General features: G+C 38.8%; 25 protein-coding genes and 1 riboswitch. Of the genes, 23 read left to right on the top strand and 2 right to left on the bottom strand.

Annotation, left to right across the window (positions count from 1 at the left end; genetic code table 11):
* Positions 1-67 precede the first annotated feature (67 nt).
* Positions 68-985 carry a proline dehydrogenase family protein gene (locus G8O30_RS10890; RefSeq protein WP_239672085.1) on the top strand — a complete coding sequence of 306 codons (918 nt, stop codon included), beginning with the start codon at positions 68-70 and terminating at the stop codon, positions 983-985.
* A gap of 398 nt (positions 986-1,383) precedes the next feature.
* Here the strand turns inward: G8O30_RS10890 and G8O30_RS10885 are convergent, their stop codons facing one another.
* Positions 1,384-1,494, bottom strand: a complete 111-nt coding sequence (locus G8O30_RS10885; protein ID WP_239672084.1) for a YuzL family protein — start codon at positions 1,492-1,494, stop codon at positions 1,384-1,386.
* Between the two features lie 183 nt (positions 1,495-1,677).
* On the opposite strand from G8O30_RS10885, the gene G8O30_RS10880 reads away from it, so the two are divergent.
* From G8O30_RS10880 to gcvH, 7 genes are all read left to right on the top strand, one after another.
* Positions 1,678-4,059 carry a 3-hydroxyacyl-CoA dehydrogenase/enoyl-CoA hydratase family protein gene (locus G8O30_RS10880; RefSeq protein ID WP_239674545.1) on the top strand — a complete coding sequence of 794 codons (2,382 nt, stop codon included), beginning with the start codon at positions 1,678-1,680 and terminating at the stop codon, positions 4,057-4,059.
* A 17-nt stretch (positions 4,060-4,076) separates the two neighbouring features.
* Positions 4,077-5,255: an acetyl-CoA C-acetyltransferase gene (locus G8O30_RS10875; protein WP_239672083.1), complete on the top strand. Its 1,179-nt coding sequence runs from the start codon at positions 4,077-4,079 to the stop codon at positions 5,253-5,255.
* A 22-nt stretch (positions 5,256-5,277) separates the two neighbouring features.
* Positions 5,278-7,056: an acyl-CoA dehydrogenase family protein gene (locus tag G8O30_RS10870; RefSeq protein ID WP_239672082.1), complete on the top strand. Its 1,779-nt coding sequence runs from the start codon at positions 5,278-5,280 to the stop codon at positions 7,054-7,056.
* A 541-nt stretch (positions 7,057-7,597) separates the two neighbouring features.
* A complete protein-coding gene (locus G8O30_RS10865) occupies positions 7,598-8,374 on the top strand; it encodes an SDR family NAD(P)-dependent oxidoreductase (RefSeq protein WP_239672081.1) in 777 nt (258 codons plus the stop codon).
* An 8-nt stretch (positions 8,375-8,382) separates the two neighbouring features.
* Positions 8,383-8,685, top strand: a complete 303-nt coding sequence (locus G8O30_RS10860) for an ArsR/SmtB family transcription factor (RefSeq protein WP_239672080.1) — start codon at positions 8,383-8,385, stop codon at positions 8,683-8,685.
* Positions 8,686-8,823: 138 nt separating this feature from the next.
* Positions 8,824-9,168, top strand: coding sequence for an arsenate reductase family protein (locus tag G8O30_RS10855; protein ID WP_420844620.1), 345 nt, complete (start codon positions 8,824-8,826; stop codon positions 9,166-9,168).
* Positions 9,169-9,204: 36 nt separating this feature from the next.
* A complete protein-coding gene (gene gcvH / locus G8O30_RS10850; protein WP_239672078.1) occupies positions 9,205-9,591 on the top strand; it encodes a glycine cleavage system protein GcvH in 387 nt (128 codons plus the stop codon).
* Positions 9,592-9,870: 279 nt separating this feature from the next.
* Here gcvH and G8O30_RS16125 read toward each other — a convergent pair whose 3' ends face one another.
* Positions 9,871-10,005, bottom strand: coding sequence for a hypothetical protein (locus G8O30_RS16125; protein ID WP_275576484.1), 135 nt, complete (start codon positions 10,003-10,005; stop codon positions 9,871-9,873).
* Between the two features lie 93 nt (positions 10,006-10,098).
* On the opposite strand from G8O30_RS16125, the gene G8O30_RS10845 reads away from it, so the two are divergent.
* From G8O30_RS10845 to G8O30_RS10775, 15 genes are all read left to right on the top strand, one after another.
* Positions 10,099-10,344 (top strand): DUF2553 family protein, encoded by a 246-nt coding sequence (locus tag G8O30_RS10845; RefSeq protein WP_239672077.1) that lies wholly within the window; start codon positions 10,099-10,101, stop codon positions 10,342-10,344.
* A 150-nt stretch (positions 10,345-10,494) separates the two neighbouring features.
* Entirely contained in the window at positions 10,495-10,836 is a 342-nt protein-coding gene (locus tag G8O30_RS10840) for a toprim domain-containing protein (protein ID WP_239674544.1), read from the top strand.
* Positions 10,837-10,850: 14 nt separating this feature from the next.
* Positions 10,851-11,168 carry a thioredoxin family protein gene (locus tag G8O30_RS10835; RefSeq protein WP_239672076.1) on the top strand — a complete coding sequence of 106 codons (318 nt, stop codon included), beginning with the start codon at positions 10,851-10,853 and terminating at the stop codon, positions 11,166-11,168.
* Positions 11,169-11,271: 103 nt separating this feature from the next.
* The gene (locus G8O30_RS10830; RefSeq protein WP_239672075.1) at positions 11,272-11,562 is read left to right on the top strand and encodes a hypothetical protein; all 291 of its coding nucleotides are present in this window, start codon (positions 11,272-11,274) and stop codon (positions 11,560-11,562) included.
* A gap of 78 nt (positions 11,563-11,640) precedes the next feature.
* Positions 11,641-11,747: riboswitch (SAM riboswitch) on the top strand.
* 334 nt (positions 11,748-12,081) lie between these two features.
* Positions 12,082-13,113, top strand: a complete 1,032-nt coding sequence (locus tag G8O30_RS10825; RefSeq protein WP_239672074.1) for a methionine ABC transporter ATP-binding protein — start codon at positions 12,082-12,084, stop codon at positions 13,111-13,113.
* Positions 13,103-13,771, top strand: a complete 669-nt coding sequence (locus tag G8O30_RS10820) for a methionine ABC transporter permease (protein ID WP_239672073.1) — start codon at positions 13,103-13,105, stop codon at positions 13,769-13,771. The genes G8O30_RS10825 and G8O30_RS10820 overlap by 11 nt, the downstream gene beginning before the upstream one ends.
* An 11-nt stretch (positions 13,772-13,782) precedes the next feature.
* Positions 13,783-14,619: a MetQ/NlpA family ABC transporter substrate-binding protein gene (locus tag G8O30_RS10815; RefSeq protein WP_239672072.1), complete on the top strand. Its 837-nt coding sequence runs from the start codon at positions 13,783-13,785 to the stop codon at positions 14,617-14,619.
* A 388-nt stretch (positions 14,620-15,007) separates the two neighbouring features.
* Positions 15,008-15,370, top strand: a complete 363-nt coding sequence (locus tag G8O30_RS10810) for a carboxymuconolactone decarboxylase family protein (protein ID WP_239672071.1) — start codon at positions 15,008-15,010, stop codon at positions 15,368-15,370.
* Positions 15,371-15,825: 455 nt separating this feature from the next.
* Positions 15,826-16,605 (top strand): Fe-S cluster assembly ATPase SufC, encoded by a 780-nt coding sequence (sufC, locus tag G8O30_RS10805; RefSeq protein ID WP_239672070.1) that lies wholly within the window; start codon positions 15,826-15,828, stop codon positions 16,603-16,605.
* A 23-nt stretch (positions 16,606-16,628) separates the two neighbouring features.
* Positions 16,629-17,939 (top strand): Fe-S cluster assembly protein SufD, encoded by a 1,311-nt coding sequence (sufD, locus tag G8O30_RS10800; RefSeq protein ID WP_239672069.1) that lies wholly within the window; start codon positions 16,629-16,631, stop codon positions 17,937-17,939.
* Between the two features lie 2 nt (positions 17,940-17,941).
* Positions 17,942-19,171: a cysteine desulfurase gene (locus G8O30_RS10795; RefSeq protein WP_239674543.1), complete on the top strand. Its 1,230-nt coding sequence runs from the start codon at positions 17,942-17,944 to the stop codon at positions 19,169-19,171.
* Positions 19,161-19,592, top strand: coding sequence for a Fe-S cluster assembly sulfur transfer protein SufU (gene sufU / locus G8O30_RS10790; protein ID WP_239672068.1), 432 nt, complete (start codon positions 19,161-19,163; stop codon positions 19,590-19,592). Before G8O30_RS10795 ends, sufU begins: the two co-directional genes overlap by 11 nt.
* Positions 19,593-19,618: 26 nt before the next feature.
* Positions 19,619-21,016, top strand: a complete 1,398-nt coding sequence (gene sufB, locus G8O30_RS10785; RefSeq protein WP_239672067.1) for a Fe-S cluster assembly protein SufB — start codon at positions 19,619-19,621, stop codon at positions 21,014-21,016.
* 154 nt (positions 21,017-21,170) lie between these two features.
* Positions 21,171-22,013 (top strand): DUF72 domain-containing protein, encoded by an 843-nt coding sequence (locus tag G8O30_RS10780; RefSeq protein ID WP_239672066.1) that lies wholly within the window; start codon positions 21,171-21,173, stop codon positions 22,011-22,013.
* Between the two features lie 27 nt (positions 22,014-22,040).
* Positions 22,041-22,865: a sulfite exporter TauE/SafE family protein gene (locus tag G8O30_RS10775; protein WP_239672065.1), complete on the top strand. Its 825-nt coding sequence runs from the start codon at positions 22,041-22,043 to the stop codon at positions 22,863-22,865.
* Position 22,866: the final 1 nt, after the last annotated feature.

The raw sequence follows: 22,866 nt of genomic DNA, 5'->3' as shown, positions 1-22,866 counted from the left end.
GGAAGTCCTTCTTTTTTTAAGCTGATAGAAAGCGTTTACATCATTTGTTTAATTAGGGGGAGTAGAGATGGAACAGACGATGAGAAACTTCTTTTTGTTCCTTTCCAAAAATAGAGCACTAACGAAGATGGCTAAACAGTATGGTCTTCGCTTTGGTGCTGGACGATTTGTAGCAGGGGAATCTATCGATCAAGCAGTTAACACGATTAAACAACTAAATGAAAAAGGTTTAGTTGTCACGATAGATTACCTTGGAGAATTTGTGGATAATGAAGCAGAAGCAAATGAAATGACTAACCAATGTATAGAAGCAATTCGTGCCATTGGTAGAGAAAAGCTGCAATCGCAACTTTCCTTAAAAGCAACTTCCATGGGATTAGATATGTCGGAAGAACTGGTAGTAAGAAATATGAAACGTATTTTAGACGCTGCAAAAGAAGAAGGCGTATTCGTTACTATTGATATGGAAGACTATGAGCGTTGCGAAAAAACCCTTCAACTATTTAAAAAGCTAAAATCGGAATACGATAATATTGGAACGGTGATTCAAGCCTATTTATATAGAACGGTTGAAGATATGAATGATTTAGATTCGTATGCACCAAACCTTCGTCTGGTAAAGGGAGCCTATAAAGAGCCGGCAACTGTTGCGTTCCCAAATAAAGTAGATGTTGATGAAAACTTTAAACGCATTATCAAAATGCACTTATTAAATGGTCATTATACAGCGATTGCGACGCATGATGATGCGATGATTGAATATACTAAGAGATTAGTAGAAGAACACGATATTCCTCGAGACCAATTTGAATTCCAAATGCTTTATGGAATTAGAGTGGAGCGTCAATTGGAGCTTTCAAAAGAAGGATATAAAATGCGTGTCTATGTACCATACGGAACAGACTGGTACGGTTACTTCATGCGCCGTCTAGCAGAGCGCCCAGCAAACGTGGCATTTGTGGCAAAGGGAATGGTTCGTAAATAAACTAAAGAGGCTGGGACAAAAACCAAAAGTGACTGCACAGGGATTTCCGCTGCAGGGGGACGCTGTCCAATTCGAAAAGCGGAAGGCGCGCGTTTAGCCGCGGCAGGAAAATTCTGAAGCCTGAGGAGGCAGCTCTTCAGCCACCGGAGGGCTTTCGAACTTTCCCGAGCGGTTGCGCACCTGCAGCTAGACACGGCATCTTCACGTTGAAGCTCCTGTGGGGTCTCAGCTACCCACCATTCCCGTAGGAGTCGCCCCCTTCCGCTCCAATCCCAAAGAGCTATTCTGTAAAAACACGAATTCTGCAGTATTTTAAAATAATAACAACATAAAAAAGGTACACTCGTTTTTTTGAATGTACCTTTTTAGTAACTTCCCAGCTACTTTTAGTAAGTACGTTACTTCTTAGCGCGGCCACCACCGTTAGGTTCGTTACCAGGGCCAGCGTTTCCTTTTACACTTGCAGCACTCACAGCTTTTTTACTTGGATTTTTTTGTTTTTTTACCAAAATACTCACCTCCTTACTGTTAGACTTCCCAACAAGAAAAAATTTACTAATTCGGCATTTTAATCGTTGCGACTTTTCTGAAAATCTATTAGAATATAAATATCGATGAACCAAGTCAAATTTTTTTAAAGTAAAAATGAATGATTGTTCATTCAAGTACATTAAAGGGGGATTTACGAAATGATACAACGCATCCAACAAGTTGCTGTTATTGGTTCTGGAGTCATGGGATCTGGGATTGCAGCACATTTAGCAAATATCGGAATTCCAACGCTACTGTTAGATATCGTTCCTAGAGAACTAACGGATGAAGAAAAGAAAAAAGGTTTAACCCTAGAAGATAAATTAGTTCGAAATCGTTTAGCGAATAACTCCATTCAAGCTTTATTTAAACAGAAACCAGCTCCACTTTCTCGTAAGCAAAATGCTAAGTTAATTACTGCTGGAAACTTAGAAGATAATGCAGCCGAATTATCAAACTGTGATTGGATTATTGAGGTAGTAGTTGAAAATCTAGATGTAAAGAAACAAGTGTTTACTTTGATCGAGAAACATCGTAAACCTGGTTCTATTGTGAGCTCCAATACTTCTGGTATCTCAGTTGAAGCAATGAAGGAAGGAAGAAGCGAAGAATTCCAAGCGAAATTCCTTGGAACGCATTTCTTTAATCCTCCTCGTTACCTAAAACTTTTAGAAGTTATTCCTACTTCTAAGACAGCACCTGAAGTAGTAGAGTTTATGAAAGAGTTTGGAGAAGATGTACTTGGTAAAGGAGTAGTACTAGCAAAAGATACGCCAAACTTCATTGCTAACCGTATTGGAACGTATGGATTGTTAGTAACTGTTAGAGAAATGTTAGAGTCCAACCTATCTGTGGGAGAAATCGATTCTTTAACGGGAACTTTACTAGGTAGACCGAAAAGTGCAACTTTTAGAACGCTTGATGTAGTGGGACTTGATACGTTTATTCACGTAGCAAATAACGTGTATGAAAAAGTAGAAGGAGAAGAAAAAGAAGTATTCTCTATCCCAATGTTTATGCACAAAATGCGTGAAAATGGCTGGTTAGGAAGTAAGAGTGGTCAAGGTTTCTTTAAGAAAGAAGGAAAAGAAATTCTGGCTCTTAATCCAGAAACTCTTCAATACGAGGCAAGAAAAAAATTCGTTTCTCCTGGTCTTGCGTTAGCGAAGCAAGAAAAAGGTACTCGAAGAAAATTAAAAGCACTTGTTAACTCTAACGATCCAGCTGGTCACTTAATTTGGAAACTACTTGCTCCAGTTTTATCTTACTCTGCTCAACTATCTTCTGAAATTGCAGATGATATTAAAGCAATTGATGATGCTATGAAGTGGGGCTTTGGCTGGGATTTAGGACCTTTTGAAACGTGGGATGCTCTAGGCGTGGAAAAAACCGTTCAGCGATTATTAGAAGACGGATATCAAGTACCAGAATGGGTTCATGAGCTACTGGCAAAAGGCTATCAGTCATTCTATGTAGATGGAGAAGAAGGCAAGTTCTTTTACCATAACGGAGAAATGAAGCTAGTAGAAGGGAATAAAAAACAAATCTCCATTGCAGAACTAAAAAAGCAAGGTAAGCTTATCAAGAAGAATAGCGGTGCTAGTTTACTAGATATGGGTGACGGAGTAGCACTTCTAGAATTCCATTCACCGAATAATGCAATTGGGCTAGATATTATTCAAATGATCAACTTTGCTGTGGAGGAAGTAGAAAAAAATTACAAAGGGCTTGTAATTGGAAACGAAGGCAAGAACTTCTGTGTTGGTGCAAACTTAGCAATGATTTTAATGGAAGCACAAGACGATAACTATTTCGAAGTTGAATTTGTCGTAAAACAATTCCAACAAGCAATGATGAAAATTAAATATAGTAAGCGTCCAGTAGTTGCTGCACCATTTGGTATGACACTTGGTGGTGGGACGGAAATCTGTTTACCAGCAGCGAAAATTCAAGCGTCTTACGAAACATATATGGGTCTTGTGGAAGTAGGAGTTGGGTTAATTCCAGGTGGAGGCGGTAATAAAGAGCTTTATATTAACCGCTTAAACAGTGTGCCAGAAGGAATTAAAGTAGATTTACAAGACATTGCAAACAGTGTATTTGAAACAGTTGCAATGGCAAAAGTGTCCACATCAGGTCATGAAGGAGCAGAAAATGGCTTCCTTGAGAAAGGTGACTCTGTAAGCGTTAACAAAGATCATCTATTATATGATGCAAAACAAAGTGTACTGTCATTAGATGCTTCTGGATATCAGCCACCACTGAGAAAGAAAATTCCTGTAGTCGGAGAAACAGGTTATGCAACGTTACTTTTAGGAGCTCAGAATATGCGCCTTTCTGGTTATATTTCAGACCATGATTTAGAAATAGCGAAAGAGCTAGCATATGTAATTGCTGGAGGTAAAGTACCGTTTGGAACGGAAGTTGATGAGCAGTATCTACTAGATATCGAAAGAGCAGCATTCTTACGACTTGTGTCTAAGCAAAAATCACAGCAAAGAATGCAACACATGCTTGTTAAAGGGAAACCGTTACGTAACTAGAAAAGGGGGAGAAATCAATGCGTGAAGCAGTTATTGTTGCAGGAGCTCGTACACCTGTAGGTAGAGCAAAAAAAGGAACACTTGCCAATGTTAGGCCAGATGATTTAGGAGCTTTAGTTGTAAAAGAAACTTTAAAAAGAGCTGGAGGATATGATGGACCAATCGATGATTTAATTATCGGTTGTGCCATGCCAGAAGCGGAGCAAGGGTTAAATATGGCTCGTAATATTGGAGCGTTAGCGGGATTACCACATACTGTTCCTGCTATTACGATAAACCGTTATTGTTCTTCTGGCCTTCAATCTATTGCGTACGGAGCTGAAAGAATCATGTTAGGGCAAGCGCAAGCTGTTATTGCTGGTGGGGCAGAGTCAATGTCACTAGTACCAATGATGGGCCACACAGTAAGACCTAATGTAAAACTTGCGGAAGAAGCACCTGAATATTACATGGGTATGGGCCATACAGCAGAAGAAGTTGCTACTAAATATGGAATTAGCAGAGAAGATCAAGATGCATTCGCTATTCGCAGTCATCAAAAGGCAGCTAAAGCTATAGCAGAAGGGAAATTCTCTGATGAAATAGTGCCAGTAGAAGTGACAAAACGCTATGTTGATAGTCAAAATAAGCTACAAGAAAAATCACTACTGTTTTCTGTAGATGAAGGAGTTCGTCCAGATACAAATGCGCAAGCTCTAGGAAGATTACGCCCAGCCTTTTCGGTTACAGGTACGGTAACGGCCGGTAATGCTTCCCAAACAAGTGACGGTGCAGCTGCTGTTATGGTTATGGATCGTGAATATGCTCAAGCACAAGGTTTATCACCATTAGTAAGATTCCGATCTTTTGCTGTTGCAGGTGTAGCTCCAGAGGTAATGGGAATTGGTCCAGTGGAAGCAATTCCAAGAGCTTTAAAGCTAGCTGGGCTTCAACTAGAAGACATTGGCTTGTTTGAACTTAATGAAGCATTTGCTTCTCAATCTATCCAAGTTATCCGTAGCTTAGGTATTGATGAAGAAAGAGTAAATGTAAATGGTGGAGCAATCGCGCTAGGACATCCACTTGGTTGTACAGGAGCTAAGTTGTCATTATCTTTAATTCATGAAATGCAACGCTCGCAAACTCAATTTGGTATCGTAACCATGTGTATCGGTGGCGGAATGGGAGCAGCGGGAGTATTTGAATTAATTTCTTAATCAAACAAAGGGGGAAAAAATAATGTCAAATCAAACTGAAACACCAATTAAAGGTGGTAGCTTTTTAATCGAGGATATTACGGCAGATCGAGTATTCACACCAGAGGATTACACAGATGAGCAAAAAATGATTGCTAAAACAACTGATGACTATGTAACAAATGAAGTTGTACCACAAGTAGAATACTTAGAAGAGCACGAATTTGATCGCTCTGTAAAGCTATTAAAACAAGCTGGAGAACTTGGTTTACTAGGAGCAGACGTACCAGAAGAGTACGGTGGACTTGGATTAGACAAAGTGAGTTCAGCACTAATTGCAGAAAAAATGTCTAAAGCAGGTGGCTTCTCAATTACTCACGGTGCTCACGTGGGAATTGGATCACTACCGATTGTTTTATTCGGTAATGAAGATCAGAAACAACGTTATCTACCGGATCTAGCTGTTGGAGACCGCATTGCAGCATACGCTCTTACTGAGCCAGGTTCTGGATCAGATGCATTAGGCGCTAAGACAGTAGCTAAGCTTAATGAAGCAGGTACTCACTATGTACTAAACGGTGAAAAGCAGTGGATTACGAATGCTGGTTTTGCTGATGTATTCGTTGTGTACGCACAAATCGACGGCGACAAATTCTCTGCATTTATTGTAGAACGTGAGTTTAAAGGTGTTTCTGTAGGTCCAGAAGAGAAAAAGATGGGAATTAAATCTTCTTCTACTAGAACGCTAATTTTAGAAGATGCCGAAGTACCAGTAGAGAACGTTCTTGGAGATATTGGAAAAGGCCACGTTATTGCATTTAACATTTTGAACATTGGTCGTTATAAATTAGGAGTAGGAGCTATCGGTGCATCGAAGCGTGCAATGGAATTAGCTCTTCAATATGCAAATCAACGTCAACAATTTAAAACACCTATTAGCCAATTTAATTTAACGAAGCAAAAATTCGGTACTATGGGTGCGAAGCTTTACGCTATCGAATCTTCTATCTATCGTACTGTTGGATTATTTGAGCAACGTATGGGTCAACTGTCTGAAGAAGAACAAAAAGATGGTAGAGCGATTGCTGCATCAGTAGCAGAGTATGCAATTGAGTGTTCTCTAGGTAAATTCTTCGGAACAGAAGTACTAGATTACATTGTTGATGAGGGAGTTCAAATCCACGGTGGATATGGTTTCATGGCAGAATACGAGATTGAAAGAATGTATCGTGATAGCCGTATCAACCGTATCTTTGAAGGAACAAATGAAATTAACCGTTTATTAGTTCCAGGAACGTTCTTACGTAAAGCATTTAAAGGAGAACTTCCACTTCTTCAAAAAGCACAAGCTCTACAAGAAGAACTAATGATGATGATGCCAGAAGAAGTAGGCGATGCTCCGTTAGAGCAAGAAAAAATGATGGTACGTAATGCGAAGAAAATTGGCCTAATGATGGCTGGATTAGCTGCACAAAAATTCGGTAAGGCATTAGAGAAAGAGCAAGAAATCCTTTCTAACATTGCAGACATCGTATCCTTAGCTTACGCAATGGAATCAGTTGTTCTTCGTACAGAAAAAGCTATGCAAAACGGCTTGAAGTACGAACAAAAATTACGTTACACGCAAATCTTCTGCCAAGAGTCATTCCAAGAAATCGAGGCACACGCAAAAGAAACATTACTTGCTGTCGAATCTGGTGACACATTAAGAATGATGATCTCCGCATTGCGTAAATTCACTCGTTTTACACCAATTAACGTAATTGGACTTAAGCGTGAAGCTTCTGAGGGACTAATCGAAGCAGAGAAGTACATTGTATAAACTGATTATTTCCTAATCATTCTCATGGAGAATCGAAAGCGGTATGGAAGTTATTTCTATAAGCTGAAATGAAATGAACAAAAGGTACATTCAAAGCGAATGTACCTTTTGTCTTGGGAACAATGTCTAAAATTTTTTAGCAATATATCATTGCAGAATTAATGCATTACTGAATTAATTTTGGGATTGGAGCGGAAGGGAGCGACTCCTACGGGAAAGGTGGGTTACTGAGACCCCACAGGAGCTTCAACGTGAAAATGCCGTGTCTAGCTGCAGGTGCGCAACCGCTCGGGAAAGTTCGAAAGCCCTCCGGTGGCTGAGAGCTGCCTCCTCAGGCTTCAGAATTTTCCTGCCGCGGCTAAACGCGCGCCTTCCGCTTTTCGAATTGGAAAGCGTCCCCCTGCAGCGGAAATCCCTGTGCAGTCACTTTGAGGTTCTGTCTTAGCCTTATTTTATTTAAAATTTGACACGAAACAAAACAACAATTATTATATGTTTAAACGTTTAAATGTTTAAACATATAATAATTGGAGGTAACAAAATGAAAAAGACAGTACTTATTACAGGAGCTTCAGGTGGAATAGGAGAGGAATTAGCATATCAATTTGCACAAGAGGGTGCTCACGTCATTTTGGTAGCACGCCAAATGGATAAATTGGAAAATGTAGCTCGTAAAATAGAAGCTAACTATAGTGGAAAAGTGACTATTATCCAAAGCGATTTATTAGCGCCTAATGCAGCAAAAGAATTGAAAGAAAAGACTGATTCTCTAGGTTTAGAAGTGGATACATTAATCAATAATGCGGGATTTGGATTATTTGGAGAGTTTGTGGATTCGGAATTGTCGAAAGAGCTAGACATGATTCACTTAAATATCACGGTACTTACGGAGTTGAGTAAGTATTATTTAAAGGATATGAAAGATAAAAATTATGGAGAAATTTTAAATATTGCATCCACAGCTGCTTTTCAACCTGGTCCATTAATGGCAGTATATTATGCGAGCAAAGCATATGTTTTATCTTTCTCAGAGGCACTTGCAAACGAATCGAAAGACTTTGGCGTGAAAGTAAGTGTGCTATGTCCAGGCCCAACAGAAACGAATTTCAAAGCTGCCGCTGAATTAGAGTCATCAAAATTATTTAAAAGTGGTACAATGAGTGCTAAATCCGTTGCCGAAATTGCGAAAGTAGGAATGAAAAGAGAGAAAACAGTTATTATTCCAGGCTTCAAAAATCAACTAATGGCACAAGCTAATCGATTCTTACCTCGTAATGTGGTTACATCGGTTGTTAGGAAGGTACAAGAAAGAGGGTAATTAGGTCTATGACAAATAAAGCTAGTGAAATTTTTCGTGAGTGTATACCACTTTTTCAAACGTTAAGTGATCCTTATAGACAAGACATTATTTTACTCTTGGCAGAGCATGATTCATTGACAGTTACAGAAATAGCAGACCATAGCACTTTGTCTAGGCCTGCTATTTCCCATCATTTAAAAATATTACGTGAACAAGGGTTAGTGGAGATTCAACAAAAAGGAACAAAAAGATGGTATTCCCTTACTCTAGATTCCTCAGTAGTCCTTTTGAAAAAATTAATTGAAACAGTAGAAAAAGATTGTCTCTAAAAATGCAGGATTTTGCTAATTGATGGCGAATTTAGTAACATAAAAAGAGCAGGTGGGTCTCTTTTTATGTCCTACTAAGCAATTTATTCAAACTCCAGAACAACACGAACAGAAAGGGGTATTTCCTTGTCTATTACAATGTATACGTATCCGAAATGTGGAACGTGTCGAAAAGCGAAGAAATGGTTTGACGATCAAGGAGTAGCGATTCAAGAAATACATATCGTAGAAAATCCACCGAACAAAGAAGAACTAAAGAAAGTAAAAGAACTTTCTGGCTTGGAATGGAAAAAATTCTTTAATACTAGTGGACAGAAGTATCGTGAATTAGGATTGAAAGAGAAACTGCCAACTGCGTCAGAAGAGGAAATCTTAGACTTATTAAGTTCTGATGGCATGCTAATTAAGAGGCCGCTGGTAACAGACGGATCTAGCGTAACAGTTGGTTTTAAAGAGGAAGAATTCCAAAGTACTTGGGGATAATTAAATTTACATATAGTCATAATGGAGGGAATTAGTATGTCAAATACACCAAATGAACTACGTTATTCTAAAGAACATGAGTGGGTAAAAGTTGAAGGTGGACGAGCTACAATCGGTATTAGCCACTTTGCACAAGCAGAACTAGGAGATATCGTATTTGTGGAACTTCCAGAAGTAGGGGATGAGCTTAGCGCTAATGAACCATTTGGAAGTGTAGAATCCGTTAAAACAGTATCTGAGCTGTATGCACCAATTAGCGGGAAGGTAGTAGAGGTAAACGAAGACCTAAACGATAATCCTGAATACGTTAACGAATCACCATATGAAAAAGCTTGGATGGTTATTGTTGAGCCTACTAATGAGGGCGAAGTAGATGAATTAATGACAGCTGATAAATATAAAGAAATGATTAATGAAGAGTAAAAAACTTAAAGAGGCTTTAAAAATAAAGAAAGGTACATTTTTATAAAAGAATGTACCTTTCTTGCGTTGTATTTGAATTTATAACACTGCAGAAATAATGAATTTACAGAATATATCTTTGGGATTGGAGCGGAAGGGGGCGACTCCTACGGGAATATAGCGGTTCGTCGAGACCCCACAGGAGCTTCAACGTGAAGATGCCGTGTCTAGCTCCAGGTGCGCAACCGCTCGGGAAAGTTCGAAAGCCCTCCGGTGGCTGAAGAGCTGCCTCCTCAGGCTTCAGAATTTTCCTGCCGCGGCTAAACGCGCGCCTTCCGCTTTTCGAATTGGAAAGCGTCCCCCTGCAGCGGAAATCCCTGTGCAGTCACTTTTGGTTTTTGTCCCAACTTCTTTATCGTTATAAGTTAACTTCATCGATGATTCCCCTTACGTCAAAATTCGTCTTTTTAACATAAGCACTCTCATCTTGGACAGAATAAATATATCCAATAAAGAGGAGTGTTCTAAATGACTTTAAATCCTAAGAAACTAAACGTTACAGAGAGATTAACGGCAAAAGTACAACATAACGAGCTAGTATTCATGCTTGATGGAGAAAAAGTTGGTGCAGCAAAATTAGAAGACGTGTTTGGTGCGAATTTTCATTCTGAGCCTAACTTTGAATTAAATGCACAACAGATATATCAATATTACACAGAAACAACTGGTCAAGACGCTAGGTACACGGACTGCGATGAAGGTGGTTGGTGTTAAAAGGTAAATAGCCACAGCACACTAGCTGTGGCATTCTTTTTAATTACGTTAAATGAAGTAATTTATATATCATTACAATTATATTTCTTACTTGAACTGATGAGGCAGAAGCTACAAAATAGATGTAAGGTTGATAAAGTAGGTGAACGTATGGAAATGGCCAAAGTATTGATCGTGGAAGGGTCCTCTGATCGAAAAAAAGTAAAAAAAATAATTTCAGAACCAGTCGAAATCTTATGTACAAATGGAACAATAGGGGTTCAAAAAATGGATGAAATTGTAGATGAATACTTCGATCGAGATGTCTTTGTACTTGCGGATGCAGATGATGCAGGTGACCGTTTACGTTCCTTATTTAAAAAAGAATTCCCAGAAGCTAGGCATCTATTTATTGATCGAGCGTACAGAGAAGTTGCAGCAGCGCCTGATCAACATATCGCAGCTGTTCTACTTCATGCGAATATTGATGTACACAAAGAGTTTCTGGCATGATTTGAGGTGAGAATATGACTTTACAAGAATGGGAATTATCTGAATTCCAGGAAAATGTAGAAGGAAAAAAGACTTTTGCCTATTACTTATATACTCCAATGTGTGGTACTTGTCAGGTTGCTTCCAAAATGCTAGAAGTAGCAAAAGAACTTACTCCCGACTTCATTATTGGAAAAAGCGATTTGAATTTTGTCCCTCTATTAGCTAATAGATACGAGGTAGAGAGTGTACCTTGTCTTATTATTTTCGAAGACGGATACCCTATCGACAAAATTTATGCTTTTCGTTCCGTACCTGACTTACTTGAAAAGCTAAATCGTGAGAAATTATGACACATTTCTCGGGAAATAATTTATTTTGTCGAAATGTTTACAGAGGAACTTTGAGGAATGAAATGGAATTACTCCCATAAACATTGAATAGCGGAGTGAGGAAATGATGGAGAGATGGAAATCCAGTATTAGAGGTAAATGGGTGCTACCTAATTCACCCATAAACGTTTTGTTCCGTTCTGAAAGTAAACAACTATTTATAACATTAGGCAAAGAAGTCGTTTCAGAAAGAGAATATAAAGGAGATGCAGACTGCGTCTTTCAAGGAACGGATCATGAAATATCAGATGTTCTTTCTGGAAACACACTACTTAGCAGATCTTCTTTATCTTTTGAAGGGAAATATCGACAATTTCTAGTGATAGAATCTTTTTTATGGTTAACTAGATTATAAGAAAAATAAATTCGTTGACATGAAAAAGAATAGGATGATATACTCACAATCGTACTTAAATTTAACTTAATAGTTTTTCTCTTATCAAGAGAGGTGGAGGGACGTGCCCGATGAAACCCGGCAACCGTTAACAACTGTTAAAATGGTGCCAATTCACACAAAGCTTATGCTTTGGTAGATGAGAGGAATGGCTTATATATTTATGCCTTCCTACTCATTGTAGGAAGGCATTTTTGTTTGTTACGTGACCTGTAACAACTCATCGTTGACCACGTGATGTGGTCGGCACTTAGATGAGTATCCTTTGAAATGGATAAAGCAATAACTTTGGGTTGGCTATATGATCTAACTGGTCTTTAGCAGACCCTACACACTTTAATTAAATGCACGGTTAAAGCGTTGATTAATACAAGTGATAGGAGAAGTAGTTATATAGATACACATTTCTTATTCAAATTTATTAACGTAAGTTGGGTAATAGTAAATAAACATGCAGAATGAAAAAGAAGGTGAGACAACGTGATTGAAATTAAAAAGGTAACGAAGAGATTTAACACGAAGAATGGTGAGTTACTTGCAGTAGATAACGTAGATTTATCTATTCAGAGTGGAGAGATTTTTGGGATTATTGGATACTCTGGAGCTGGGAAAAGTACATTACTACGTATGTTAAATGGACTAGAAAAACCTACAGAAGGAACTATTTCTGTTTCAGATAAATTAATAAATACGATAAAAGGGACTAAGCTACGAGAAGCAAGACAAGAGATAGGTATGATTTTTCAACATTTCAACCTACTTTGGTCGAGAACAGTAGAAGAAAACATTGCATTTCCTCTTGAAATTGCTGGGGTTCCAAAGTCACAGAGAGATAAGCGTGTACAGGAACTAATTGAATTGGTCGGACTAGGTGGAAGAGGGAGATCTTATCCTTCTCAATTGAGTGGAGGACAGAAGCAACGTGTTGGAATTGCAAGGGCTTTAGCCAACAACCCTAAAGTGCTGCTTTGTGATGAAGCAACGTCGGCGCTTGACCCGGAAACAACGGATTCTATCTTAGACTTGTTATTAAACATTAACCAACAGTTAGGGTTAACCGTTGTGTTAATTACACATGAAATGCATGTTATTAAAAAAATCTGTCACAGAGTAGCGGTAATGGAAAATGGGAAGGTAGCAGAACTAGGTGATGTTATCGATGTGTTTGAAAATCCTCAAAAAGAAGTTACGAAACGTTTTGTTAGACAGGTAGTCGATGTAGAAGATGATTCACTTGAAACTTTTACTCATCTAAAAGAAAAATATCCAGAAGGACATATCTGGAAGCTTACTTTTAAACGTTCCATTGTAGAGCAACCTGTATTAACAGATTTCATTCGACAATTTGATGTGACAGCTAACATTGTTCAAGGAAATGTTTCTCAAACGAAAAATGGCGCTTTCGGAGAGTTGTTCTTACATGTAAGTGGAGTGAATTCTGTATTGAATGAAGCGTTGACTTACCTTCAAGAGAAAGGTGTTCAAGTGGAGGTGATGTCAGATGTTAACTAATATGTTTCCAAATGTAGATGTAGAGAAACTATGGGAAGCTACATTAGAAACTTTATATATGACTGGAATGTCAGTAGTAATAACGTTTATTTTAGGTACACTTTTGGGCTTATTGCTTTTCTTAACGTCTAAAGGCCAACTATGGGAAAATAGGTTCACTAACGTGATTACTAGTGCAGTAGTGAACGTATTCAGATCAATACCCTTTATCATTTTAATTGTCCTCCTTATACCGTTTACTAAGTTCTTGTTAGACACAATTCGTGGGGCAAATGCAGCACTTCCAGCGTTAATTATTGGTGCAGCCCCTTTCTACGCTCGAATGGTAGAAATTGCATTACGTGAAGTAGATAAAGGTGTAATTGAAGCAGCACGAGCTATGGGTGCTAAAACAAGAACGATTATCTTTAAAGTTCTATTACCAGAATCGATGCCAGCGTTAATTTCTGGAATTACGGTTACTGCTATTGCACTTGTTGGCTACACAGCGATGGCAGGTATTATCGGTGCTGGTGGATTAGGTAACTTAGCTTATTTAGACGGATTTCAACGTAATCGTTGGGACGTTACGTTAGCCGCTACCATTTCAATTCTTATTATTGTATTTATCATCCAATTTATTGGAGATGTAATAACAAAACTAATCGATAAAAGATAGGAGAATGTAAAATGAAAAAATTATTTTCTGGTATTGTATTAGCTTCAAGTGTTGTTGCATTAGCTGCTTGTGGAACTTCAGGTTCAAACTCCGGTTCTGGTGAAGAAGAAAGCAAAGAGATTGTAGTAGGTGCTTCTAATGTTCCTCACGCTATTATCTTAGAGGAAGCAAAACCTTTATTAGAAGAAAAAGGATATGAGTTAACAATTGAGACGTACCAAGATTACATCCTACCGAATAAAGATTTAGAGAATGGCGATATTGATGCTAACTATTTCCAACATGTTCCTTACTTTGAGTCTCAAATCGCTGATAATGGATATGATTTTGCGAATGCTGGCGGAATTCACATTGAGCCAATCGGTGTTTATTCTAAGAAGTACGGTTCTTTAGAAGAACTTCCTGAGGGTGCAACCATCTTAATGTCTAACTCAGTTGCTGATCATGGCCGTATTTTAACGATGTTAGAAGCTAAGGGCCTAATTACATTGAATCCAGATGTGGAGAAAACAGCTGCAACGTTAGATGATATTCAAGATAATCCAAAAAACCTTCAATTTGACTACGAATACGAAGCAGCACTTCTTCCTCAAATGTATGAAAATGAAGAAGGCGATGCAGTTTTAATCAACTCTAACTATGCAATTGATGCAGGTTTAAGCCCATTAGAAGATTCTATCGCTATTGAGGATTCTGAGTCTCCTTATGTAAATATTATTGCTACTCAAGCTGGTAATGAGGATAGTGAAGCGATTAAGGCGTTAGTTGAGGTGTTAACTTCGAAAGAAATCCAAGACTTCATTCTTGAAGAGTGGGGCGGATCTGTAGTTCCGGCTACTAAGGAATAATTTCTAGAATTTTAAACCTATAGTGACTGCACCGGGATTTCCGCTCCAGGGGGACGCGTTCCGCGGGGCGGTGCTGAGCCTCCTCGTCGCTAAAGTGCGCGCTCCTGTGGGGTCTCAGCTTACCGCTTTTATCCCGCCGGAGTCGCCCCCTTCCGCTCCAATCCCTTCATTATGTAGAGTGAAAGCATTGTTACTGCAATGACGTTTTACCAACAGTACTACTGATATTTGCACAAAGAAAGGAACTACAACAAAATCTGTAGTTCTTTTCTTTTTTTCAATATAGGATTGCTGATTTATAGAAAACCTCACAATTCTATTTAATGCATAGTACCCGCCTTCCACATCCATACTATAGAAGTAAAATTCTCTAAAGGAGTGGTGACGCATGGAAACTCAACATAACTCAACAGAACAAGCTCTTCATCAATATAAAATTGGAATGGGACAGTTTGAGGAAAAAATGCCTCAGTTAGTATCTACTTTCAATGCTTTTACACAAGAGTGTTTTAAAGAAGGAACACTTTCTCAAAAACAAAAGCAACTAATTGCTCTAGGTATCGGTTTATACTCTCAAGATGAGTACTGTATCATCTACCATACAAAAGGTTGTCTGGACCAAGGCTGTTCAGAAGAAGAAATCCTAGAAGCATGTGGAGTAACTGCTGCTTTCGGCGGGGGAGCATCCCTAAGCCAAGCCGTAACCCTAGTCCAAGAGTGTATCCAAGAACTTAAGGGAACAACACATTAATAGGCAGGTATTAAATAGTAAAAGAGGAGTGTGCATTTTTTAGAGATGCATCCTCCTTTTTTGTGTGTAAAGGTTTGAAGGAACTTTTGAACTTATAAAATATATTTATGCAGATACTACGTTTACAATTAAATTAAATTTAGGCTTGGAGTGAAAGCGGCGACTCCCACGCTGCTATAGCAGTAAGTTGAGACCCACTGAAGCCTCAACTTAAAGATGCCATGTCTAGCTCCAGGTGCGCAACCGCTCGGAAAAGTCCGAAAGCCCTCCGTTGGCTGAAGAGCTGCCTATTCGGTCTTCCAAACTTTTCTGCCGCGGCTAAACGCGCGCCTTTCACTTTTCTATTATCTAAAAGATTTGATATAAGTTTCTATATACGCTAAAATTAGAATGAGAATAAAATGAGAATTGCTATTTAAACTCATTATTTGATAAATGTTACGGAGGTAATAATCATGGCTGGTTCAACGTTAACGATTAAAGATCTTCACGTCTCTATCGACGGAAAAGAAATCTTAAAAGGGGTAAACCTAGAAATTAAAGGTGGAGAAATCCACGCAATCATGGGACCAAATGGTACGGGTAAATCTACTCTATCATCTGCAATCATGGGTCACCCTAAATATGAAATTACACAAGGTTCTGTTCTATTAGACGGAGAAGATGTACTAGAAATGGAAGTAGACGAGCGCGCGCGTGCAGGTCTATTCCTTGCAATGCAATATCCATCTGAAATCTCAGGTGTTACAAATGCGGACTTCTTACGTTCTGCAATCAATGCACGTCGTGAAGAAGGCGATGAAATTTCTCTAATGAAGTTTATCCGTACAATGGATCAAAAAATGGACTTCTTAGAAATGGATCAAGATATGGCACAACGTTACCTTAACGAAGGTTTCTCTGGTGGAGAAAAGAAGCGTAACGAAATCTTACAATTAATGATGATCGAACCGAAAATTGCTATCTTAGATGAAATCGATTCTGGTCTTGATATCGATGCACTTAAAGTTGTTTCTAAAGGAATCAACGATATGCGTAGCGAAGATTTTGGATGCCTAATGATCACTCACTACCAACGTCTATTAAATTACATCACACCTGACTTCGTTCATGTTATGATGCAAGGTCGTATCGTTAAATCTGGCGGTGCAGAATTAGCGCAACGTCTAGAAGCAGAAGGGTACGAGTGGATTAAAGAAGAACTAGGTATTGAAGACGAAACTGTTGGCCAATAAGCATAACGTTTAGGAGGATTACAATGACGGTTGAAACAAATTTCACAGTAGATCAAGCAAGCGTTCAGTCGTTCTCTCTGCAAAATGCTGAGCCAACTTGGTTTGCGGAATTCAGACAAGCAGCTTTAGCAAAAGCAGAAGAACTAGGATTACCAAAACCCGATAAAACAAAAATCGACAAATGGAATCTGACAAACTTCTCTTCTCTATATAAAGAAGATGCTCCATATGCATCTATTGAAGATCTACCAGAAGAGGTAAAAACATTAGTAGATACAGACAACCCATCTGCAACGCTATATGTACAACGTAATAACACACCTGCATTCCTAACTCTGTCAGAAGAGTTAGCTTCACAAGGTGTTATTTTTACGGATATGATTACAGCGGTTAAAGAGCATGGGGATTTAGTACAAAAATACTTCATGACAGATGGTGTAAAAGTGGATGAGCATAAGTTAACTGCTCTTCATGCTGCACTTGTCAACGGTGGAGTATTCTTATACGTGCCGAAAAACGTAGAAATGAAAGAAGCTATCCAAACGATTTATGTAATAGACCGCGAAGACGCTACGCTTATGAACCATGTATTAGTTGTTGCGGATACACATTCTTCTGTTACATTTGTAGAAAACTATGTTTCTACAGTAGAAACTACTACTGGTATCGCAAACATCATTTCTGAAGTGATTGTAAAAGACGGTGCAAAAGTAACATACGGTGCTGTTGATACACTTAATAAAGGAATGGTTACGTATGTAAACCGTCGTGGAACAGTTGCTCGTGACGCACGACTAGACTGGGCACTAGGTTTAATGAACGATGGAGATACAATCTCTGAAAACGTAACAAACCTAATGGGTGACGGTTCTTATGCAGATACAAAAACAGTAGTTGTAGGTCGTGGAAAGCAAAAGCAAAACTTTACGACAAATGTTACTCATTTCGGGAAAAACTCAGAAGGTTACATCTTAAAGCATGGTGTAATGAAAGATGAGTCTTCTTCAATCTTTAATGGAATCGGTAAAATCGAACACGGCGCTTCTAAGTCTAACGCAGAGCAAGAGTCTCGCGTACTTATGCTTAGTGAAAAAGCTCGTGGAGACGCGAACCCAATTCTTCTAATTGATGAAGATGATGTAACAGCTGGTCACGCAGCTTCAGTAGGAAGAGTAGATCCTCTTCAACTTTACTACCTAATGAGCCGTGGTATTTCTCGCCAAGAGGCAGAACGATTAGTTATCCATGGATTCTTAGCACCTGTTGTGAACGAATTACCGATTGAATCGGTGAAAAAGCAATTGGTGGAAGTAATCGAAAGGAAAGTTCAATAATGTTGAACACAAAAGATATACGCTCATACTTCCCGATACTCCATCAAGAAGTCAATGGGCATCCCCTTGTATACTTGGATAGTGCAGCTACATCTCAAAAGCCTATCCAGGTAATCGAGGCTTTGGAAAAATACTATAAAGAGTATAATTCCAATGTTCACCGTGGTGTTCACACACTAGGAACAAAAGCTACGGATGGATATGAAGGAGCCCGTGATAAGGTTCAGTCGTTTATTAACGCGAAAGCACGTGAAGAAATCGTGTTCACTCGTGGAACGACGACTAGTTTAAACACAGTAGCAAGAGGATACGGTGATCTATATGTAGAAGCAGGCGATGAAATTGTCATTTCTTACATGGAACACCATAGTAATATCATCCCTTGGCAGCAACTTGCAAAGCGTAAAGGAGCTACGTTAAAGTATGTTCCTCTTCAACAAGATGGAACGATTACGGTTGAAGACGTTCAAGCTACTGTGACAGAAAACACAAAGATTGTCTCGATCATGCATGTATCTAACGTATTAGGGTCCATTAATCCTATTAAAGAGATTAGTGCAATCGCTCATGCGCATGGTGCAATTATGGTAGTAGATGGCGCTCAAAGTTCACCGCATATGAAAGTGGATGTACAAGATTTAGACTGCGACTTCTTTGCATTCTCAGGTCACAAAATGGGTGCTCCTACTGGCATCGGAGTTCTTTACGGTAAACAAGCGTTACTTGAAAAGATGGAGCCTGTGGAGTTTGGTGGCGAAATGATTGATTTCGTTGGACTTCAAGAATCTACTTGGAAAGAGTTACCGTGGAAATTCGAAGGTGGTACACCTATCATTGCAGGTGCAATTGGTTTAGGTGCAGCAATTGATTTCTTACAAGAAATTGGACTAGATGCAATTGAAGCACATGAACACAAGTTAGCAGCTTACGCACTAGAAAAAATGCAGACGATTCCAGGTATGCAAATTTTCGGACCTATGGATCCAATGAAACGTACAGGTTTAGTGACATTTACAATGGATGAAGTTCATCCTCACGATGTTGCAACTGTATTGGATACCCAGGGAATTGCAGTGAGGGCTGGGCACCACTGTGCACAACCATTGATGAAATATCTAAATGTGAGCTCTACAGCTAGAGCAAGCTTTTATTTATACAATACGGAAGAGGAAATTGATCAATTAACAACAGCTCTTCTTAAGACAAAGGAGTACTTTAGCGATGTCTTTTAATAATCTTGACCAACTTTATCGCCAAGTCATCATGGATCATTACAAGAATCCTCGTAATAAGGGAAGTCTAGAAGATGGTACGTTAACAATTGATATGAATAATCCCACTTGTGGAGATCGTATTCACCTCACCATGAATGTAGAAAACGGGGTTGTAAAAGACGCAAAGTTTGATGGGGATGGATGTTCCATCTCTATGGCTTCTGCTTCCATGATGACCCAAATTATTAAAGGGAAAAAAATAGAAGTTGCAATGAAAATGTCTGCAATTTTCTCAGATATGATGCAAGGAAAAGACTACGATGATTCAATTGACCTTGGAGATTTAGAAGCATTACAGGGAGTGGCTAAATTCCCTGCGCGTATCAAATGTGCTACTCTCCCTTGGAAGGCAATGGAAAAAGGTGTGAAAGAATCGTAAGACAACCATGAATGGAGGAGAAAAACATGGCAAAAAAAATGCCTGATATCGGCGATTACAAGTATGGCTTTTCAGATAAAGACGTATCTGTATTCCGCTCGAAGCGTGGTTTAACACGTGAGATTGTAGAAGAAATTTCTCGCATGAAAAAAGAACCACAATGGATGCTAGATTTCCGTTTAAAATCACTAGAACATTTCTATAACATGCCAATGCCTATGTGGGGCGGAGACTTAATGGGACTGAACTTTGATGAGATTACGTACTACGTAAAACCATCTGAGAAGTCAGAGCGTTCTTGGGATGAAGTACCAGAAGAAATCAAACAGACGTTTGATAAACTGGGAATTCCTGAAGCAGAGCAAAAATACCTTGCTGGTGTTTCTGCACAGTATGAGTCTGAGGTTGTTTACCACAACATGAAAGAAGACTTAGAAGACCTAGGAATTGTGTTTAAAGACACAGATTCAGCATTACGCGAAAACGAAGATCTTTTCCGTGAGCATTGGGCAAAAGTAATTCCTGCTGCAGACAACAAGTTCTCTGCACTTAACTCTGCAGTATGGTCTGGTGGATCTTTCATCTACGTTCCTAAAGGAGTGAAAGTTGATACACCACTTCAAGCTTATTTCCGTATTAACTCAGAAAATATGGGTCAGTTTGAGCGTACATTAATCATTGTTGATGAGGGTGCACACGTTCATTATGTAGAGGGATGTACAGCTCCTGTTTATACAACGAACTCTCTTCACTCTGCAGTTGTAGAAATCATTATCAAAAAAGATGCGTACTGCCGTTACACAACGATTCAAAACTGGGCGAACAACGTATACAACCTAGTAACGAAGCGTGCAGTTTGTGAAGAAAATGCAACGATGGAATGGATTGATGGAAACATTGGATCTAAACTAACGATGAAGTATCCTGCTGTTATTCTTAAAGGGGAAGGTGCACGTGGAATGACACTTTCCATTGCTCTTGCTGGTAAAGGACAACACCAAGATGCAGGTGCGAAAATGGTTCACTTAGCGCCTAATACTTCTTCTACTATCGTATCGAAGTCTATTGCGAAACAAGGTGGTAAAGTAACTTACCGTGGTATCGTTCACTTCGGACGTAAAGCAGAAGGTGCTCGTTCTAACATTGAATGTGATACGTTAATCATGGATAATCAGTCTACTTCTGATACAATCCCTTATAACGAAATCATGAACGATAATATCTCTCTTGAGCACGAAGCGAAAGTTTCGAAAGTTTCTGAAGAGCAGCTGTTCTATCTAATGAGCCGTGGAATCTCAGAAGAAGAAGCAACAGAGATGATCGTAATGGGCTTCATCGAGCCATTTACAAAAGAGTTACCAATGGAATACGCAGTAGAAATGAACCGCCTAATCAAGTTTGAAATGGAAGGTTCTATCGGTTAATAATGAAGGGGGGCTGTCCAAACATGAGTTGGATAGTCCTTTCTTTGTTACGTGACCAGTAACATCTTAGCATTGACCATCTGCACTTAGATGAGTCTCCTTATTCTGTTACGTACCTCGTTGAGTATCTTACAAACTGTTTGGAGGAACTACCATGATTTTAGTTGGGTTAACTGGTTGGGGAGATCATGATTCTCTATATCGTCATGTTTCTTCTCGTAACAAACTCGCAGAATACGCTGCTCATTTTCCGACAGTAGAAGTGGATTCCATGTTCTATGCTATTCAATCTCCTCAAATAATTGAAAAATGGATCGACATGACTCCATCTAGCTTTAAATTTGTAGTAAAAGCTTATCAAGGGATAACAGGTCATTTAAGAGGAGAAAACCCTTATCCTACAAAAGAAGCAATGTTCACAGCTTTTGAAACATCTATTTTAGCGTTTGGGGAAAAACTAGGGATGATTCTATGTCAGTTTCCTCCTTGGTTTACCTGTGAAAAACAAAATGTAGATTATATTAGATTTTTAACGGAACGTTACAAAAATTATCCCATGGCAATTGAGTTTCGCCATCAATCATGGTATAAACCGGAATTTAGAGAAAAGACCATTACTTTTTTAACTAAAAATAATCTCATTCATGGGGTATGTGACGAACCACAAGCTGGAGAAGGAAGTATTCCATTTGTACCTATACCAACAAAAGCAGATACTGTGTTAATACGTTTACATGGTAGGAATCTATATGGGTGGAATGCGTCTGGACAACCTAATTGGAGAGAAGTTCGATACCTCTATGATTACTCGATAGAAGAGTTAAAAAGTATAGAGAGGGATGTTCAACTTCTTTCTCAAAGTACTAAAAATGTCTATATCCTCTTTAACAATAATTCTGGTGGACATGCCGCAGCTAATGCAAAAAGCTTTATGGAACTAGCAAACATTACGTATACTGGGTTAGCAGACAAACAACTAGATTTATTCTCAGAATAATTGTAGTAACCTGGAAGGAGTTTACGAATGGAATTCATTCTATTATTTTTAATTGCCTGTACAGCAGGTGCTTTAGGGTCCTTAATTGGACTTGGTGGAGGAGTTATCATTGTACCAGCTTTATTATTTTTTGGTTCCTATACGCCACTATTAACGGAGATTTCTCCACAAGTTGCAGTAGGAACTTCCTTAGTAATTATGATTTTTACAGGACTTGCGTCCACGCTAGCGTATCGTAAACACGGTACAATTGATATCAAAAGTGGTTTATTATTTTTTGCTGCTAGTGGTCCAGGAGGCATAGTTGGTGCTTGGGTCAACCAATATCTAAATGTACAACAGTTCAATATATATTTTGGACTATTTATGATTTTTATGGCAATTCTCTTAATGGTAAGAAATCGACTAAAGCCATTACCATTAAACCCTGAAAAGAGTTATATACGTGAATTTGTCGATGGGCAAGGGAACAAACATGTGTATGGTTACCGAATAAGTCTGGCTTTGTTGATTGCCTTTTTTGTAGGATTCGCTTCTGGATTATTTGGTATAGGTGGCGGATCTGTTATGGTTCCCGCAATGATTTTACTTTTTGCTTTTCCACCTCATGTAGCAGTAGCGACATCCATGCTGATGATCTTATTGTCTTCTTTACTGAGCTCTGGAACACACATAAGTCTTGGAAATGTTCAGTGGTTATTTACTGTTGCGCTTATTCCTGGAGCATGGGTTGGTGCGAAGTTAGGGGCACTACTTAATTCAAAACTAAAATCAGATATGTTAGTAGCTATATTAAGAATCGTACTAGTATTGCTTGGAATTCGCATGATCTATCAAGGTATTATTGGCTAAC

The organism is Mangrovibacillus cuniculi (genome assembly GCF_015482585.1).
GTDB classification, from domain to species: Bacteria; Bacillota; Bacilli; order Bacillales; family R1DC41; genus Mangrovibacillus; species Mangrovibacillus cuniculi.
Note: the sequence above shows the minus strand (reverse complement) of the source record. Positions and strands in the feature narration are given on the sequence as shown.